We start from the raw sequence: 17244 nt of genomic DNA, 5'->3' as shown, positions 1-17244 counted from the left end.
GTAACAACCTGGCCTTATCAAAGAAAAAAGCCCCCTTGACAAGGAGGCGTAAACCGTTAACAATATCCTTCAGATGTCCGCCGCTTACGAAGTTTGTTACGCCGCTGGCTTAGCGTTCCCAGCCTTCGTTTCAATTCCGTTTGCCAAGCTTCATCAGAAATTTGTTTAGCAAAGCAGAGCAGATCAAGTGCCATATCGATCTGATTTTGTACGACGTCCATGGGATCCTCGTCCTCGTTGTTTACGCAGTTCTCGAACAGGGTGACATTGTCCTGCTCCACATATTCAAGAAAATCGACTTCGGAAGCACCGTCGCCGTGGGCATATTCAGCCAAGATTTCATATTCGTTCTCAACCATATGATGAATTTCCACTCGATGACATACCGGACAGAATAAAATAGGAACATTATGAATATGTGTACGAAAATGTTTTAACGTACCGTTTGTGCCAATCATGCTTGCACCGCAACAGAAACTCATGACAGTCTCCCTCCTTACTCCACATTGAACATCTGTAAGAATCAGGTTTTAAACTTTTATAAAGGTATTCGTCACCTATGTTTATAATTCCTGCTTGACTGCGGATTAATACCCGCCCTACTTGACCGGCCTTCGTTTGCCACAGGTGGGGAATACGGCGAAAACCCGGCAGTCTCACGGAGACTGCCGGGTTTTATTGATTAATAAAGGAAAAATTTATTTCGCAACCAGATGTTTGTCGCCTGGTTTCCAGTTGATCGGGCACAAGCCGCCGGATTGCAGCGCCTGCAGAACACGAAGCGTTTCTTCAACGCTGCGGCCTACATCGTTATGGTTAACGACTTGATATTTGATTTCGCCTTCCGGATCGATGATGAACAGGCCGCGAAGCGCGATGCCTTCTTCTTCGATCAGGACGCCGTAGTCACGGGCAACACTTTTCGTGATGTCTGCGGCAAGAGGGAAGTTCAATTTGCCAAGACCGTTATCGTTAACAGGTGTATTGATCCAAGCGCGGTGGCTGTGTTTGCTGTCTACGCTGACACCCAGAATTTCGGTTTTCAGCTCGCTGAATTGGCTTGCTGCTTCACTAAGAGCAGTGATTTCTGTCGGACACACAAAAGTGAAATCCAAAGGATAGAAGAAGAGCACTAACCATTTGCCTTTGTAGTCTGCAAGGGATGCATTGCCGAAATCTTGTCCATTTCCAGTCACGGTTTCCAATGAGAAATCAGGAGCCGGACGACCTACCAAACGTTCTGCCATTTGTGAATACCTCCTAAGTTTTTTTCGCGCTTTTGCTTCCTTGACCACTTCCGCTTGTGCGGTAGTCAGCCCCGGGAAGCTTGCGCTTGATTATTCGGCGCCTCCCTTCACCCAGTCCCGATTGGTACGGATGACCGGATTTGGGAATTGCATGCGCCTAAAGAATTCTTGCCCTGTTTAAAATCCTAACATCACTTTGTAACAAAGTCAAGAATGAAATAATTACTTTTTAATAATTATTATAAATTATTTCTTCATAGCGGCAATAATCAAATCGCCCATGGCAACGGTACCGATCGCCTTGCTTTTATCAACTGCGATATCTCCCGTACGGTGGCCGGCGTTAAGCACGGATTCAACGGCATCCTCGATCGATTGCGCAGCATCCTTATAGTCAAAGGTCAGTCTGAACATCAGTGCAACTGAAAGAATAGTCGCGATCGGATTGGAAATGCCTTGTCCCGCAATATCAGGCGCAGAACCATGTACCGGCTCGTAGAGGCCGAAGCTTCCTTCGCCCAGGGATGCGGATTGCAGCATACCGATTGAACCAGTCAGCATCGCCGCTTCATCGCTCAGAATATCGCCGAACATGTTTTCCGTTACAATAACATCGAAGCTTGACGGACGGCGGAGCAGCTGCATTGCGCAGTTATCCACCAGAACATGCTCCAGCTCCACATCGGGATAGTCAGGGGCGATCCGGTTCACAACCTCGCGCCACAGGCGGGAGGTTTCCAGTACGTTCGCCTTGTCGACCGACGCCAGCTTCTTGCGGCGCGTCCGGGCAATCTCGAACGCCTGGCGGACAATGCGCTCAATCTCCGTTACATTGTAAACGCAAGTATCCACGGCTTCTTCGCCGCCTGCACCCTCGCGGCGGAATTTCTCGCCAAAATAGATTCCCCCGGTAAGCTCGCGCACAACAATCAGATCTGTGCCTTCAAGTACTTCAGGCTTCAATGTAGAAGCTTCTTTGAGGCAGTCAAATACAGTTGCCGGACGAATATTGGAGAACAGGCCGAGTGCCTTGCGGATGCCGAGCAGTCCGGTTTCGGGACGAAGCTCCTTCGGATTGTTATCCCATTTGGGTCCGCCAACCGCTCCAAGCAGCACTGCGTCGGCCCCTTTGCAAATGTCGAGCGTTTCCTGAGGCAGCGGAGTGCCCTTCTCGTCGATGGCGATACCGCCGAACAAGCCATGCTCGGTTTCGAACCGGTAACCGAACAGCTCCTCGGTTCTCTTCAATACTTTAAGCGCCTCGGCTACAACTTCCGGTCCGATTCCGTCGCCCGCGATGACCGCTATTTTTTTCACGTCTGCCATAATGGTAATGAACTCTCCTTTGAATGGGCTGCTGCCGCTCTTGAGGACGCGATGCGTTTCGCTGCCGAAGCTGACAGCCCTTTTGATTATGATTCTCAGTCTATGTTCAGTTGTACCATATTTCCGCGCATAAGACAAAGATATTAAAGCTATGACTTTTATAGGCGTTATGCATAAGCTTATAACCGGGCAGTTAAGAGTAAACGGGCTTATATTGCTTCTGCTTTCGTGGAATCATCTTTGGGCAGTTCTACGCAGTCTCTAGAACAACCCCATGTCCTTGGCTTTTTGGGCAGCATCCTTGCTGCTTTTGCCGCCCAGCTTGCGCAAAATATTGGTTACATGATTTTTGACCGTACGCAGCGACAGAAATTCCTTCTCCGCAATCTCGGATTGACTGTATCCTTCGTGAATCATGGACAGCAGCTGCAGTTCTGAAGGAGTAACCTGCCGCTTGAACTTATCCACCTCGTATTCCCGCTCCAGATGCTTCAGGCGCCGGAACTCCTCCAGCATCTGGCGGGCTGCGGAGGCATCAATCGACGAGTGATCGGCTGCCGCCTTGCGGACGGCTTCAGGGATTGTCGAGAAATCCGATTTGACCAGGTAATTAACCGCCCCGGCACGGAACGCTTCCACAACGAATGCTTTATCGTCCATAGAGGTCAGCATAATAATCCGCGCATCCGACGACAAAGGGAGCTCTCCTGCAAGTCTCAGCCCATCAGGGCTGTCGGCAAGCATAATATCAAGCAGGATGACATCCGGTTTCACCTCAACCGCGCGCTGCAGTGCATTTTCCGCCGTATCCGCCTCCGCGGCCGTACTCATGTCAGGCTGACTGTTAATGTAGGCGGCCAACCCTCTGCGCCAATCGGGATCATCTTCCACAATCATCACTCGTATGCGGTTAACATCTGTCATCGCCATGCTCCTTTTGCCTGTTTAATCGCTGGAAAATGGAAAGACACTACAGTTCCCCTGCCGGACTCGCTTTGCAATTTCAGTTCGCCGCCCTGCCGATGCATCAGCTGGCTGCAGTATGCCAGACCAAGCCCGAAATTCATGGCTTTGCCGCTTTTCGTCGTAAAGAAGGGCTCTGTGACTTTGCGTAGATGCCGCTTTTCGATCCCCACGCCGCTGTCGCGTACCTCAATTGTGCTGCCGCGTTTTCCGCCAATCACTCTCACTCTGAGCTCTCCGCCTTCCGGCATCGCTTCAACCGCGTTGGACAGCACATTGTTGATCGCCTCAGCCGTTTGTGCGGGATCAGCCAGAACAGCAGCTCCCTCATCATAGTCGGCATAAAGAACGATCCTGCCCTGGAGCCGGGGCTTAAGCGCCTTCAACTGCTCGCGAACCAGGGGAGCGAGACTGATCTGCTCCGGCTGCAGCCGGAGCTCCTGGGTGCGCTCGTGCACGCTGCGGATCATTTCCTCGATGTGCACGGCAGCAGATCCGATGACGCGGATATCATCCCGCAGCTCCTGATCCGGTTCAGCCGCCCGCTCGATTTTGTCGCTGAACAGCTTGATTTTCCCAATGTCATTCTTGATGGCGTGATTGAGCATGGCTGTGCCGCTTGTAATCGCCCGCAGCGAGAAATCCAATCTTTTACGCTCAATAAGAAGCTGAACCCCAAGAAAACCAAAATTAAACAACGCTATTATAAAAACAACAAATGCAAAGGCGATTGGCCACACATTATAACGCCACATGCCGTAAACGCCGAATAAAGGCAGCAAATAATTCATAAACAGCGCAATCAGGACCGCTGGAAGGACCGCGGCCATCATCACCGCATGCGCCCGCCGGTCAGCCGGATGACGGTCACGCTTCATAAGGAGCAGTACGGCTCCCAGAATCAAATAGGGAATTGCCCATATCGCCAAAAGTCCAAAATGGACAGGTGTATTCGAGGTGACCGGAACCGCGAGCATCCCCACGGGGAACAGCAGCGCTGCGAATGGAAGCTTCCTGGCGTAGGAGAATGGAATCGCCCCCACATGATAGGCGGAAGCAAAGCAGAGAAATGCGTATGGCAGAACATAATAGCTTATCCAGGAGCAGCCCCGCTGAAGAATGCGCAGCAGCTTCTCACGATCGTCATTGATCAGCCGGGATTCAAGCCAGGCCAAAATCCAGCCATCAAGATTGGAGGCCAGTGCGCCAGTCCCGCCACAGAACGCGACCAGACTGAGCCAGCGAACGGCGACGCTCTTCCGGTTGGTTGCCATCAGCAAGGCAGATGTGGTCCACAGCGCGATCCAAACAAATAACATCCGCTTTATGATCCTCCCAAAACATATATACCCCATTATAGCATGGGTTCATAGACCTAAGCGGGGAAAAAACGAAGACAGGGAGACATGAAATGCTATATATTCTGAAAGAACCGAAAAAAAACGCTTCAGCTCCACCAATCAAAGGGGAGGCTGAGGCGTTCTCTGTTTGCGGTCATGCTATAATTACGGACTCCGGCTTTATATCAGGCTCATCTTATCGCGCCGGCCCGGCGACTTGCGTTTATCGATCAAACGATTAAGAGCATCGATATAGGCGCGTGCGCTGGCTTCCAGAATGTCGGTGCTCAGGCCGCGGCCCTGCGCCGATACGCCTTCCTGACCAAGCACGACATGGACCTCGCCAAGCGCGTCCTTGCCCTGTGTAACTGACTTGATCGAGTAGTCTTCCAGCTCGACCACTTCTCCTGTCACCGCGTCAATCGCATTGTAGATCGCATCGACGGAGCCGTTGCCCTCCGCTTTTTGCTCCCTTACACCGCGCTCCTCAATGCTGATACGGACAGTGGCGCTTGGCACCGACTGGTTGCCGTAGCTGACCTGGATCGTCTCCAGCGTAAAGACTTCGGGCGTATCCACCAGCTTCTCCTCAAGAAGCGCGCGAATATCCTCATCGCTGACATCCTTCTTCTTATCGGCCAGATCCTTGAATTTCGCGAACGCCTTGTTCACGGACTCCTCGTCCAGTTCATATCCCAAATCGATAAGCTTCTCACGGAAGGCGTGCCGTCCGGAGTGCTTGCCAAGAACAAGCTTGGATTCCTTCAAGCCGATAATATCAGGCGAAATAATCTCGTAGGTCGTTTTCTCCTTCAGCATGCCGTCCTGATGGATCCCGGATTCATGCGCGAACGCGTTTGCTCCCACGATTGCTTTGTTGCCCGGTACGACCATGCCGGTCAGCTTGCTGACCAGACGGCTCGTCTTGGCAATTTCACTCAACGTGAGCGACGTCTTCGCCTGGAAGAAATCAGCGCGCGTCGCAAGCGCCATCGCGACTTCCTCGATTGCGGTATTGCCCGCACGCTCGCCAATTCCGTTAATGGTGCCTTCAATCTGATCGGCGCCGTTCAGAATCGCCGCCAGCGCATTGGCTGTTGCCATTCCCAAATCATCATGACAATGCGCGCTCAGCTGAATCTTCTCGATGCCCGGAACCTCCGATTTCAGCGTTTTGAATATATGGCCGAATTCGGACGGATTCATATAGCCCACCGTGTCCGGAATATTAACGACCGTCGCACCGGCGCGAATGGCCATCGCCGTTACTTCACAGAGAAAATCAAGCTCCGTGCGGCCGGCATCCTCCGGGGAGAATTCCACCTTATCGAAATACTGTTTCGCATAACGGATCGCTCTCTCGGCTGTTTCCAGCACCTGCTCCTTCTCCATCCGCAGCTTGTGCTTGCGGTGAATCGGCGACGTAGCCAGAAACAAGTGGATGCAGGGATCCTGCGCTCCTTTCAGCGCTTCCTTGACCGCGTCAATATCCTGCTCCCGCGAACGGGCCAGGCCGATGATTGTCGCGTTCTTGACGGCGCGCGCAACCGCATTAACAGCCTCCAGGTCGCCTGGCGAGGCGGCAGGAAAACCGGCTTCAATCCGGTCGACGCCCAGCTTCTCCAGCTGCAGGCCGATTTCGACCTTTTCTTTCGTGTTCAGGTTCACACCGGGTGATTGCTCGCCATCGCGAAGCGTCGTATCAAATACATAAATTTTACGCAAGTCGTACACCTCCATGAACGGAATGATCCCGGATGGCGAGACGCCCCCCTCATTTGCCAGGCAGGCAGTGCGGGGAGCGTCCCGATAATCCGGGATAAGATGCAACCGTATTTAAGAAGAAAAACAAGCCCGCCGTTCACATAGCGTGAACGACGCAGCCTTCTTTCCCCGTCAGCTAATTCAACAGTCGATTACTTCTTGATCCAGTGCATTAATTCACGAAGCTGTCCGCCGACAACCTCGATTGGATGCTCGGCTTCGTTGCGGCGTGTAGCCGTCAGCATAGCGCGGTTGGATTGGTTCTCAAGGATGAAGTCACGGGCGAAACGTCCGGTTTGGATGTCTTCCAGAACGGCTTTCATCGCTTTTTTCGTTTCGTCTGTTACAATGCGAGGTCCGGAAACGTAGTCGCCGTACTCAGCAGTGTTGGAAATCGAATCGCGCATGGAAGCAAGTCCGCCTTCATACATCAGATCGACGATCAGCTTCAGCTCATGCAAGCACTCGAAGTAAGCCATCTCTGGCGCGTAGCCGGCTTCAACCAGCGTTTCGAAGCCTGCTTTAACCAGTGCGCTTGCTCCTCCGCAAAGTACCGCTTGCTCACCGAACAAGTCGGTTTCGGTCTCTTCACGGAAAGATGTTTCGATAACGCCTGCACGAGTACAGCCGATACCTTTTGCATATGCAAGGCCGATTGCTTTGGCATTGCCTGTAGCATCCTGCTCGATTGCGATAAGCCCTGGAACTCCAAAGCCTTCTACATAGGTGCGGCGAACCATGTGGCCCGGCGATTTAGGAGCGACGAGCAGTACATCGGTATCTTTATTAGGGATAATTTGTCCAAAATGAACGTTAAAGCCATGGGAGAACAAGAGAGCCGCGCCTTTTTTCAGGTTTGGTTCAATTTCTTCCTTGTACACTTTGGCTTGCGTTTCATCAGGCATCAGGATTTGTACGACATCAGCGATTTTCGTCGCTTCCGCTACGGATAACACTTCAAAACCGTCGTTTTTAGCTTTGTCAGCCGATTTACCGGAACGAAGACCGATAACCACTTTCAAACCGCTGTCGCGCAGGTTTTGTGCTTGTGCATGTCCTTGGCTGCCGTAACCGATAACGGCGATCGTTTTACCTTGCAGAACGCTTTGGTCTGCATCTTTTTCATAATACAATGTAACTGCCATTGATAATAAAGCCTCCTTTAATTTGACCCTTTTGAGCGGGTGTTAAAGGAGGGATGGTCGGAATAAAGCTGCTATCCCGAGCTCCCCCGCTTTAACTCCCGCCCAAAATGGCGGTTCATGTTTAGCTTCTTCTACTACTTGGCGCTGCCGCGGATCATAGCGGTTACGCCCGTGCGTGACAGCTCGCGGATACCGTAAGGCTTCAGGAGCTCTACCATGGCATCAATCTTGTCGGTATCGCCGACAACCTGAACCATCAGCGTGCTTGTGCCAATATCTACCACAGCTGCCCGGAACGTATCCACTACTCCGAGAATCTCCGGACGGGATGAGGGTTCGGCATTGACCTTGATCAGTGCCAATTCGCGGCCGACCATAGGGTTGGCGCTCAGATCGATAACCTTGATAACGTCAATAAGCTTGTACAATTGCTTTGTTACTTGCTCAAGCGTGTGATCATCGCCAGACGTGACGATGACCATCCGGGACAAGCCCGGTTCTTCGCTTGTCCCCACGGTGATGCTTTCAATATTGAACCCCCGGCGTCCGAACAAGCCGGAAACGCGCTGCAGAACGCCGGGTTGATCGTTTACGAGTACGGCGATTGTATGTTTCTTCATTCCGAATCCCCCAATAGCATATCATCGATCGTCGATCCTTGCGTAACCATCGGATAGACATTCTCGTCTTTGCGGACGACAAATTCGACAACAGCCGGTCCCGGATGATCCAAGGCCGCAATCCAGGCATCACGCGCTTCTTCCTTGTTCGTCGCACGGAAAGCCTTTACTCCATAAGCTTCAGACAGCTTTACGAAGTCCGGGCTGCCCGCCAAATCAATGTGGCTGGTCCGGTTCTCATAAATCAGCTCCTGCCACTGACGAACCATTCCAAGCACCTGGTTGTTGATAATAGCCACTTTGACCGGTATGTTGTTAATCGCGCAAACCGCCAGCTCCTGCGCGCACATCTGCATGCCGCCGTCTCCATTGATGGAGACAACCAGCCGGTCAGGATGCGCCATCTGGGCGCCGATGGAGGACGGGAATCCAAAGCCCATCGTGCCGAGGCCCCCGGATGTGATCCAGGAACGGGGCTGATTAAAACGGTAATACTGCGCCGCCCACATTTGATGCTGGCCGACGTCTGTCGTTACGATCGCTTCACCCTTGGTCGTCTCATGGATCATCTCGATAACCCACTGCGGCTTCAGCACCACTTCGGAATCGACGTAACCCAGCGGATGATCCAGCTTGGACTGCTGAATATGCGCACGCCAGGCATCGGCTTTGGCTGCATATTTCACTTCCTTGTTGGCCTGCTGCAGCACGGTTTTGATATCGCCAACGATCGGAATATCGGTAGGAACGTTCTTGCCTATTTCCGCCGGATCGATGTCAATGTGTACAATTTTTGCATTCGGAGCAAAGCCGTCGAGCTTCATCGTTACCCGGTCGTCGAAGCGCGCTCCGATATTAACCAGCAGGTCGGCCCCTTGGATAGCTTTATTAGCTGTAAAAGTGCCGTGCATACCCGGCATTCCCATCCACAGCTCGTGGCCGCTCGGGAATGCGCCAAGACCGAGCAGCGTCGTTGTAATCGGCACGCCCGCTTTGGTGGCGAATTCATACAATTCCTCATGCCCGCCGGAATATACAACCCCTCCGCCCGCAAGAATGACCGGACGTTCCGCTTCCTCAATGGCTTTGATCATTTTGTCAATTTGCGGCTTCTTCGCCGAAACCGTCGGATTGTAGCCGCGGATGCTGACTTCGTTCACAGGCTTGAACATCGCCTTATGCGAGGATACATCCTTGGGAATATCGATCAATACCGGGCCTTTGCGGCCAGTGTTGGCAATATGGAAAGCTTCATGGATAATGCGGGGCAGATCCTTAACGTCGCGCACCAGATAGCTATGTTTGGTAATCGGCATCGTAATGCCGGTAATATCCGCTTCCTGAAAAGCATCCGTCCCGATAAAATTCGTCGCTACATTGCCGGTGATGACGACAAGCGGCACCGAATCCATATACGCGGTTGCGATACCTGTCACTAAATTCGTAGCTCCCGGTCCCGACGTCGCTATACATACGCCGACTTTACCGCTTGCACGCGCATAGCCGTCTGCCGCATGAATGGCGCCTTGCTCGTGACGGGTCAGCAGATGATGGAAATCCGAGAATCCATGCATCGCATCATAAATGAACAATACAGCTCCTCCGGGATAACCGAAGACGCAATCGACACCCTCAAGCACCAAGCTGCGAAGCAGCATTTCCGAACCGGTAATGACATCTGGTTTACTCATTCTTTCCATCAATTCTTCTTTTGACCTTAGCGTTGCACTTTGAGCGACCATTAAGTCGTCCTCCTCTCTAGAAAAACAAAAAAACCTTCCGCGCCCTGACGCTTGTTCAGCGTCTAGGGACGAAAGGTATATCTTCCGTGGTACCACCCAGGTTTGTTATTCACTTCGCAGCAAATAACCTCAACAGGTAAGAACGGCGTGCACGCCATCGTTCATACCCTGGCACATTAACGTGTGCCCTACGATTTCCCCTAATACGGTCTCCACTATTAGATGCTTCAATCATCATCCAATCGGGAAAGCTTTTCAGGGAAACAGCTCCGAGGTGAGCTCGTTGGAAAGGGTTTTTGGCGACGGTTGCAGCAAATCCGTCCGCTCTCTGAGCAAAAGAGCCCTTAACACTTCGTCCTCTTCATAGCAGATACATTATTTTGTGAATATCAGAACTAAACCTGCTTGGCCGTTCCGATATTTCCGGAATATAACGCTTATCATCCATGACGACACATAGCCCAGCCCGATACTTCGTGCCAGCGATTACTTGCGTCATATGATGAGCTTCGTCTTGCTTACAGCTTATTATATGCTTCGGCACCGGGTTAGTCAAGAACCATTATAAGCTTCTGCCGAAGCAAAAACTTAAGAAATCCATCCTTGCACTGCGGAGCAATTCCCGGCGTCCGTACATAAGATGGTAAAACATTATAAAAGCCGGTATCAGCAGCTGCAAATTCAAGCCTGACCGAAAGCGGGTTGATCTCATTGATTAGACGTAGACGGGCGCGGACCGATGATCCCGAGATTATCCGCCTGATAATCAGGGAACTGATCCCACTTTCCTATACGACATCCCCCAGGGATGCGCAAGCAATCCGCGATCTGCCCAAGCGGCTTCGTGACGGCGTCACCTTCGTCGCTGCACGAACAAAAACGAGCACGCCGATGGGCTTCGTCCATCTCTATATACGAGGTGAGACGCTGCTTTACGACATGCTCGCCGTTCATCCCCAGCATCGGGGAAAACAGCTGGGAACCCAATTGATGGCACAAGGGGAAGCATACGGACGGATTCACAAATGTAAAACAGCCCGGTTATTCGTGGATTACAGCAATCCCCGCGCAATGCGGCTTTATACCCAGCTCGGCTATAAAACCGTCCGTGATCTGCCAGATTATCAATGTTATGAAATGATCAAATCATTGACAACCTCTTTTTAACTCCCCCGGGCTGCAAAACGGCAGTTATTAATAAAAGTTTTTAAATCCCGGCTGGCAGCATGGGCCTCCGAAGCCGCCGCCTCCGAAGCCGCCGCCATAAGGGCCTCCAAAGCCGCCGCCTCCGAAGCCACCTCCGAAGCCACCAAAGCCACCTCCGAAGCCGCCGGCAAACGGAAGTGTGCCGATTGCCAGTAAATCAAACAGTACGAGCGGCAGAATCGCTTTGGTCTTGACTGATTTTGCTTTATCTTTGCCGGCCGGACGCAAATAGAGCTTATTCTGATGGACGCGGACGAGCTTGCCCGTCCGTACCGAGCCGTCTTTGCGAACCGCATAAATGGTTTTGCCAACAAGTTTACGAGCTTGCTCATTGGAGACGCGTTGCATATGCAATCCCTCCTCTAATTTTCTAGCGAACCTTTACTTCCGGCATCCCGCTGCATAGGGCCATTCGCTTGAGGCACCGAAAGCTTAGTTGTCCTATATAGCTTATTCGGAACCGGCAATTAGGGACTGTACCGTTGTCCATAAGGGACAAAGATAGGCCGTGCGGTTGTCCTGTTTTTAGTTACTTCTTTGAGCATAGGCAGCGGGATAGGGTCACATGCCTTGAATTTCGCAAATTTCAATGGACACAACAAAAAAGAGCCTGTTCCATAGATGGAAGGCTCTTTTTGTTTCATGCTATGTGTAAACGCTACGCGTTTACTTTCTCTTTTGCGATGCCTGCAAGCGAGTTGAATGCATTAATGTCATTGACGGCAAGGTCAGCGAGCATTTTGCGGTTCACTTCAACTCCAGCTTGTTTCAAGCCGAACATGAACTTGCTGTATGACAGCCCGTTCAAACGTGCTGCAGCATTGATACGAACGATCCACAGTCTGCGGAAATCGCGTTTGTTGCGACGACGGTCGCGGTATGCGTAGAGCAGCGATTTCATCACTTGCTCTTTTGCTGTTTTAAATAGGCGATGCTTGGAGCCGAAGTAGCCTTTAGCCAGCTTCAAAACTCTTTTACGACGACGTGCGCGGACAAATCCGCCTTTAACTCTTGCCATGAATAGAAACCTCCCGAATGTTGGTTATGCTTATGTTTACTCTCGTAATGTACTATTTCAAGTTTGAAAGACCTTGCTTCAAGCGGCGTACATCGCCTGCTGCCATAAGCGGCTGCGTTGCCAGTACGCGCTTTTGACGGGCTGACTTGCCGGAGAGCAAATGATTGCGGAACGCCTTGAAGCGTTTCACTTTGCCGGTTCCGGTGATTTTGAAGCGGTCTTTCAAACTGCTGTGTGTTTTCATTTTAGGCATTTGATGATCCTCCTCATAGATTAAACGTTAGTTGGTTGTTTTGGGCGCCAATATCATGATCATGCTCCGGCCTTCAAGCTTCGGCATACGTTCCATCACGCACAGATCGGCAACTTCCTTCGCCAGCCGGTCAAGAATTTTCTGACCGACGGATGCATGCGTAATTTCGCGGCCGCGGAAACGGACGGAGCATTTCACTTTGTCGCCTTCACCCAGAAACTTCACAACATTGCGGAACTTTGTCTGGTAGTCGTTCTCGTCGATATTGGCACGGAACCACACTTCCTTGGTGTCCACAATCTTCTGATTCTTGCGGGCTTCCTTCTCTTTCTTCTGCGTTTCATAGCGGAATTTGCCATAATCCATGATGCGGCAAACCGGCGGTTTCGCAGTGGGCGCAATGTTAACAAGATCCATGTTTAAATCGATTGCCATTTGCAGCGCTTCACGAAATAATTTGATTCCGATTTGTTCTCCCTCGGCACCTACTACACGTACCTCGCGGGCCCGAATTTCATCGTTGATTTGATGTTCCCTGCTAATAACCTGCCACCTCCAAATTTTGCGAATCACAAACAAAATAAAAAATGCGGATCCGCACGGACCCGCATTCCATTAACCAAGATTGTAGGCATTTCAATCATCGCCACTCTCTAGCGGCGAGCCTAAGTCAATCATCGATCGCGAACCAGCCAGCCGACTGCCGGACAGGTGAGAAGCGGGTGCTTCTGCTTTTGCTTAACACCAGACATACTGGCACTACCGAATTAATATAGCATAACAATCCAGTTGATGTCAATCATCAAATGACAAGCGAAGTCAGATCAGACCTGTTTGCTTTGCACTTCTTCCAAACGAAGCACACGCGTATGCTGGGTATGGCTCCATTGCTTGTTGTTTTGTGTAAAGAAGGCATAGAACGTAATAGGCAGCCATGAGAGCTGGAATACGATCATGGACAGCAGATGCGCATACATCTTGCCGGATTTGATGCCTTCCAGAATCATCACGAGCGGGAACATGACCGCTGTTGCTGAGATCGCAACAATCGGCACCCAATACGGCAGGTAATAATAAATCGACGTAAATGCATTATGGGCAGGAATTATATTATCCATCCAGAGCATCGCAGTCGCTACAAAGCCGATAAAGGTATTGTACACCGAGATGGAATACAGTGCGGCATCGAATTTCACAAAATTGCGCTCCTTGATGCTCGCCCACAGCAGCGGGAAGAAGTAATGCCGCGCTACTGTAAAATGCCCCTGCATCCAGCGCAGACGCTGGCGTGATGAAGCCTTGAAGGTCAGCGGCTTCTCGTCGTATACCTTGGCGTCGTAATTAAGTACCGGGTGAATGCCGCGTTTTACACACCGCATCGAGAACTCCAGATCCTCTACCAGGCTGGTTGCTCCCCAACCCATTTCCTTCAACAGCTCGGAGTCAAAGCACATGCCTGTTCCTCCGAGGTAGTTGGCCATGTTCAGGTTTCTGCGGGACAGCTGCCACAGCCGGTTGCAATACCAGTACGTGATGGCATACGATGCTGTAACCCATGAATCGGCAGGATTCTTCGTATCCAGATAACCCTGAATGACTTTCTTGCCTTCACAAAGGTCATTATTCATGTGGACGAGGAAATCGTTACCGACCAGGTTGTCGGCATCAAACATGACGATCGCATCGTACTGGCGGGGCATGCCCCACAGCTCCTTGAGCATCCATTCAATCGCATGTCCTTTGCCGCGCAAATGCGGATTTTTCCTCTCGCAGGCATGAACGCCATGGCTTCGTGCAATGTCGGCGGTGGTATCTGTGCAGTTGTCGCAAATGACAAAAATATCGTAAAGTTCTTTCGGATAATCAAGCTTTTTCAGGTTTTCGATTAATGCCCCGACCACCTGCGCCTCATTGTGAGCGGCGACAAGCACTGCGAATGACTTTTGCGGTTTGTGGTTGAGATGTCTCTTTTTTCTGACGATACCGAATAACGAAATTGTAAACTGGTAAACACCGACGAAAGCCAAGAAGATCTGGAAAAAAATTAAAAGAGAATTGACCATAACTTTTACTGCCCCCTTGAGACCCCATTTTTCATATTCTCTCTGTTTTTTGTTGCGTGCGTTGTTCATTGATGCGGTTTTATGTTTGTTTTCCGCAGCCATAATGATTTTCCACACAATTATTCTTTTTGTCAAAAGCGCAAATGGCCTTTTTTCGGTCATGTAAGCTTGGAAAAGGGCTTACATAACCATTCAATGAGCTCAAACCATGTTTTTCTGTCGTTACTCCCTTATTTTGACTCGTTTACGAAAAATGCTGCCCATTTACTTAACGAAAATACAATGGGAAAAGTTTCATCCAAGCCTGTTTCCAATGTGACGAAATGATGAACGCAAAGGCATATTTCCATCATTCACCATTGGATACGGCGTTTTGGACAGTATCCTAACTTAAGCTTCTCATGTATCTCCATAACATCTTAACCATCCTATGCCGATTGTAAAACGGAAAATTTCGGTCAAAATACGATTAAATTCTCCTGTCCATGCAAAATAGGCGTTTTTCTTTGAATAAACGCCCCCAAATAGCTCGCAAGATACAAGAAACGAACTGGAACTCTAATTTGCACCCTAGTTCGTATAAGCCTATATGTGGTTAAATAGTGATAAGCAAATGATGCGGATTGACACAGCGTGAACAAATCGGCTGTAAACTGAAAATAAATTCGGAAAATCCAGCTTCGCCTTAAGGAAGGAGGTTTGCTCTGTGAGTCGAGTCGTGTACTGGCTGCAATCCAATGAGCAGCGGATATTTCTGTGGGTGAACCGCGGACCTTCCCATCGGGGTTTGAATAAATGGCTGGGAAGATGGTTGAATATGATCACGCATACGGGCGGCGCGACGTTCACACTGGTCACCGCCCTATTATGCGCGCTGCTGGCCGCCGAGCCCTGGCATACCGCTGGTTGGCAGGCGGCGATTGCAGTCGCCATCAGCCATTTACCGGTCGCGCTTGTGAAGCGCAAATTCCGGCGTTTGAGACCGCATCAAGCTCTGCCCAAGGTAAACACAGTGCTCAAGCCATTATGTGATTCCTCATTCCCATCCGGACATACCACAGCTATATTTGCCTGGTTGATGCCCTGGCTGGCCGCAGAATCCGCTCTGATGCCTCTGCTGCTGCCGGTCGCTCTTATTCTTGGCGTCTCCGTCGGATGGTCGAGGATGTATCTGGGACTGCATTATCCCTCTGACGTTGCAGCAGGGGCTGTACTGGGATCGCTGACCTCGATGCTGGTGTGCGCCGCCTGGTCCTTCAACTGAGTCTGCCGCTTGGTTTCCCTGTGCGCAGACAAAGCCTCTTGGCCGATAACAACCTCCACCCGGTAGATCGGATTGCCGCGATTGACAAATTTGGCTTCATATTCAGTCAGCACGAGATCGTTGCGCAATCCCTCCTTATGCAAATCGAGTGAAATGCTCCGCATATGAAGCTCCATGTCCGCGAAGCTGTTGAGCGAAAACTCGAACAGAGACTGGGAGTCTGTCTTGAAATGAATTTCACCGAGTGAATTCAGAATCTCGATGTATTTCGACACAAACCGCGAGTGGGTCAGCCTTCTTCGCGCATGTTTGCCTTTTGGCCAGGGATCGCTGAAATTCAAATGTATGCGCTGGATCTCCCCGGGAGCAAAAATGTCTTCGATCGTCTCGATATTAGCACGGACGAGCGCCAGATTCCGCGGATTCTCTTCCCCTTTTTCCGCCCAGGCGATGCGCGCCTTGTCGCTTGCCCGGCGAATCAGCTCGTCGTACATATCAATGCCGATGTAGTTAATCTGAGGATTGCGAACGCTCATATCCGTGATAAAACGTCCTTTGCCCATTCCAAGCTCCACATAAATAGGATGGTCATTGTCAAATAATTCGCTCCAGCGCCCCTTGAGCGGCGCCGCCTCCAGAACGACGAGCTCCGGCTGCGCTTCCAAGCTTTCCCGAATTCCTTTTCTTCCTCTAAGACGCATAGTCGCTTGATTCCTCCAATATCGCTTTACCCTTATTCGTCCTTATTGTGCCGAACAACAGCCCGCTTGTAAAGACCAGCCTCAAATATAAAAAAACAAAAAGCCGATGGCGTCAGAAGTCTCGCCGCTCGGCTTAGGGTGTATATTCAAAAAATCTTCTTTTAATTAAGTATCTGACGGGAATTGCCCTGCGCGCTGTCCGATTCATAGGTTTCCACCAAAGCTTCATTCAGCTTCTTGCGAGCTGAAACTTCAATATTATGGTTGCCATGAAAGCGTATACCGGCCAGTGCCATCATTTCCTTGCGCGTCAACTGAATCGTAACCTTCTCGTCCCCTTGGGGAATTTTCACTTGCGTGTTCATCCTGAATCACCTCACGGTTTTTAGTTAATAGAATTTCCAGAAAACCGACAAGCTATGACAAGTGATTGGAATAAGGGTGAAATAACCGAAAATGTTGATTTGTCGCACTTTTAATATAACACTTTATGTAAGGTATTGCAAGCCTTTTTCGTTAATTTGAGCGGATTTTTTTCCAGTAAATAATGGGGTTCTCCAGTCGTTTAAAACTGGATTATTATTGAGATGGG

Annotated in this window: 18 protein-coding genes and 1 other annotated feature; of the genes, 2 read left to right on the top strand and 16 right to left on the bottom strand. The window is 50.6% G+C overall.

Features of this window, described 5'->3' with window-relative positions:
* Positions 1–56: 56 nt before the first annotated feature.
* The 9 genes from AC0YNV_RS16555 to ilvB form a co-directional block, all read right to left on the bottom strand.
* A complete protein-coding gene (locus AC0YNV_RS16555) occupies positions 57–482 on the bottom strand; it encodes an FH2 domain-containing protein (RefSeq protein ID WP_210045499.1) in 426 nt (141 codons plus the stop codon).
* A gap of 216 nt (positions 483–698) precedes the next feature.
* Positions 699–1247 carry a peroxiredoxin gene (locus AC0YNV_RS16550; protein ID WP_210045498.1) on the bottom strand — a complete coding sequence of 183 codons (549 nt, stop codon included), beginning with the start codon at positions 1245–1247 and terminating at the stop codon, positions 699–701.
* A 246-nt stretch (positions 1248–1493) separates the two neighbouring features.
* Positions 1494–2573, bottom strand: coding sequence for a 3-isopropylmalate dehydrogenase (leuB, locus tag AC0YNV_RS16545; RefSeq protein WP_475769043.1), 1080 nt, complete (start codon positions 2571–2573; stop codon positions 1494–1496).
* A 261-nt stretch (positions 2574–2834) separates the two neighbouring features.
* On the bottom strand, positions 2835–3497 hold the full coding sequence (locus AC0YNV_RS16540) for a response regulator (RefSeq protein ID WP_475769042.1): 663 nt from the start codon (positions 3495–3497) through the stop codon (positions 2835–2837).
* Positions 3494–4855 carry a sensor histidine kinase gene (locus AC0YNV_RS16535; RefSeq protein WP_475769041.1) on the bottom strand — a complete coding sequence of 454 codons (1362 nt, stop codon included), beginning with the start codon at positions 4853–4855 and terminating at the stop codon, positions 3494–3496. The genes AC0YNV_RS16540 and AC0YNV_RS16535 overlap by 4 nt, the downstream gene beginning before the upstream one ends.
* Before the next feature lie 201 nt (positions 4856–5056).
* Entirely contained in the window at positions 5057–6601 is a 1545-nt protein-coding gene (locus AC0YNV_RS16530) for a 2-isopropylmalate synthase (RefSeq protein WP_475769040.1), read from the bottom strand.
* Positions 6602–6792: 191 nt separating this feature from the next.
* Positions 6793–7785, bottom strand: a complete 993-nt coding sequence (gene ilvC, locus AC0YNV_RS16525) for a ketol-acid reductoisomerase (protein ID WP_210045493.1) — start codon at positions 7783–7785, stop codon at positions 6793–6795.
* Positions 7786–7919: 134 nt separating this feature from the next.
* The gene (gene ilvN / locus AC0YNV_RS16520) at positions 7920–8405 is read right to left on the bottom strand and encodes an acetolactate synthase small subunit (protein ID WP_210045492.1); all 486 of its coding nucleotides are present in this window, start codon (positions 8403–8405) and stop codon (positions 7920–7922) included.
* The gene (ilvB, locus tag AC0YNV_RS16515; protein ID WP_475769039.1) at positions 8402–10147 is read right to left on the bottom strand and encodes a biosynthetic-type acetolactate synthase large subunit; all 1746 of its coding nucleotides are present in this window, start codon (positions 10145–10147) and stop codon (positions 8402–8404) included. The genes ilvN and ilvB overlap by 4 nt, the downstream gene beginning before the upstream one ends.
* A 711-nt stretch (positions 10148–10858) precedes the next feature.
* Between ilvB and AC0YNV_RS16510 the strand changes: the two genes are divergently transcribed.
* Positions 10859–11314, top strand: a complete 456-nt coding sequence (locus AC0YNV_RS16510; protein ID WP_475769038.1) for a GNAT family N-acetyltransferase — start codon at positions 10859–10861, stop codon at positions 11312–11314.
* A gap of 27 nt (positions 11315–11341) precedes the next feature.
* Here AC0YNV_RS16510 and AC0YNV_RS16505 read toward each other — a convergent pair whose 3' ends face one another.
* The 5 genes from AC0YNV_RS16505 to AC0YNV_RS16485 form a co-directional block, all read right to left on the bottom strand.
* Positions 11342–11701 carry an eL33 family ribosomal protein gene (locus tag AC0YNV_RS16505; RefSeq protein ID WP_210045489.1) on the bottom strand — a complete coding sequence of 120 codons (360 nt, stop codon included), beginning with the start codon at positions 11699–11701 and terminating at the stop codon, positions 11342–11344.
* A gap of 310 nt (positions 11702–12011) precedes the next feature.
* Positions 12012–12371 (bottom strand): 50S ribosomal protein L20, encoded by a 360-nt coding sequence (rplT, locus tag AC0YNV_RS16500; RefSeq protein WP_210045488.1) that lies wholly within the window; start codon positions 12369–12371, stop codon positions 12012–12014.
* Positions 12372–12423: 52 nt separating this feature from the next.
* Entirely contained in the window at positions 12424–12624 is a 201-nt protein-coding gene (gene rpmI, locus AC0YNV_RS16495) for a 50S ribosomal protein L35 (RefSeq protein WP_210045487.1), read from the bottom strand.
* A 27-nt stretch (positions 12625–12651) separates the two neighbouring features.
* Positions 12652–13194: a translation initiation factor IF-3 gene (gene infC, locus AC0YNV_RS16490; RefSeq protein WP_379219634.1), complete on the bottom strand. Its 543-nt coding sequence runs from the start codon at positions 13192–13194 to the stop codon at positions 12652–12654.
* Positions 13195–13199: 5 nt separating this feature from the next.
* Positions 13200–13364: a sequence feature (ribosomal protein L20 leader region), on the bottom strand.
* Positions 13365–13448: 84 nt separating this feature from the next.
* Complete coding sequence (locus AC0YNV_RS16485) at positions 13449–14687, bottom strand: glycosyltransferase family 2 protein (protein WP_475769037.1); 1239 nt, start codon at positions 14685–14687, stop codon at positions 13449–13451.
* 706 nt (positions 14688–15393) lie between these two features.
* On the opposite strand from AC0YNV_RS16485, the gene AC0YNV_RS16480 reads away from it, so the two are divergent.
* The gene (locus tag AC0YNV_RS16480) at positions 15394–15951 is read left to right on the top strand and encodes a phosphatase PAP2 family protein (protein WP_475769036.1); all 558 of its coding nucleotides are present in this window, start codon (positions 15394–15396) and stop codon (positions 15949–15951) included.
* Here AC0YNV_RS16480 and trmB read toward each other — a convergent pair.
* Positions 15870–16652, bottom strand: a complete 783-nt coding sequence (trmB, locus tag AC0YNV_RS16475; protein ID WP_475769035.1) for a tRNA (guanosine(46)-N7)-methyltransferase TrmB — start codon at positions 16650–16652, stop codon at positions 15870–15872. The genes AC0YNV_RS16480 and trmB overlap by 82 nt on opposite strands.
* 161 nt (positions 16653–16813) lie before the next feature.
* The gene (locus AC0YNV_RS16470) at positions 16814–17017 is read right to left on the bottom strand and encodes a hypothetical protein (RefSeq protein WP_210045483.1); all 204 of its coding nucleotides are present in this window, start codon (positions 17015–17017) and stop codon (positions 16814–16816) included.
* Between the last annotated feature and the right edge of the window lie 227 nt (positions 17018–17244).

The organism is Paenibacillus sp. JT31N11 (genome assembly GCF_056269285.1).
This window is presented reverse-complemented; position numbering and strand designations above follow the sequence as displayed.